Here is a 602-nt window from a genome sequence, read left to right on the forward strand (position 1 = left end):
ACTCCCCTAATATCGTCGTCTCCCTCGCTGTCGCTGGTCCAGACCTCGGACCCGTCGTCACTGTTGAGGGCGATAAGCGCGGGACGAGTTGCGAGATAGATCGTTTCTCCATCAGGAGAGACATCAATTCCTTCGGCGCGGCCGTTTCCGCGTTCGACGGACCATAATTCAGACCCGTCCTCAATATCGTAGGCAACAGCGGGACCCGTGTCCTCGCGGATCGATGCGTAAAGCTCAGAGCCGTCGGGATGGGTTGCGAAGTCAGTGACAGACCCCGGAGCGCTTGCTTCCCATTCTTCTGAACCATCCTTAGAGTCCAGTGCTCTGATGGCTCCGTCATCTGTGTCGATAAAAACGAGATCGCCATCGCGAGCAATCCCGATACCGCGAGATCGCCCCGTACCAGTGTCGTACTCCCACTTTTCAGAGCCGTCCTCGACGTTGAAAGCCACGACGTTCCCGTCATTATCAGAGCAATAGACAACAGGATCGTCAGGATGGACCGAAACGCCTGTGCCCGAGCCAGATAAGTCTCGGCTCCAGCTTTTGCCTTTGCCTGTCGGTGTCGAGACGATCGAGTCATCCGTCCCAGTGACGTACAG

Annotated in this window: 1 protein-coding gene; it reads right to left on the reverse strand. The window is 56.8% G+C overall.

All coding sequences use genetic code 11. The annotated features are described in order from the left end of the window. Positions 1 to 602, reverse strand: a 602-nt coding sequence (locus ABD211_RS32885; RefSeq protein WP_344140417.1) for an outer membrane protein assembly factor BamB family protein, incomplete at its 3' end; no start/stop codon positions are given.

It is taken from the genome of Luedemannella flava (genome assembly GCF_039528515.1).
GTDB lineage: Bacteria > Actinomycetota > Actinomycetes > Mycobacteriales > Micromonosporaceae > Luedemannella > Luedemannella flava.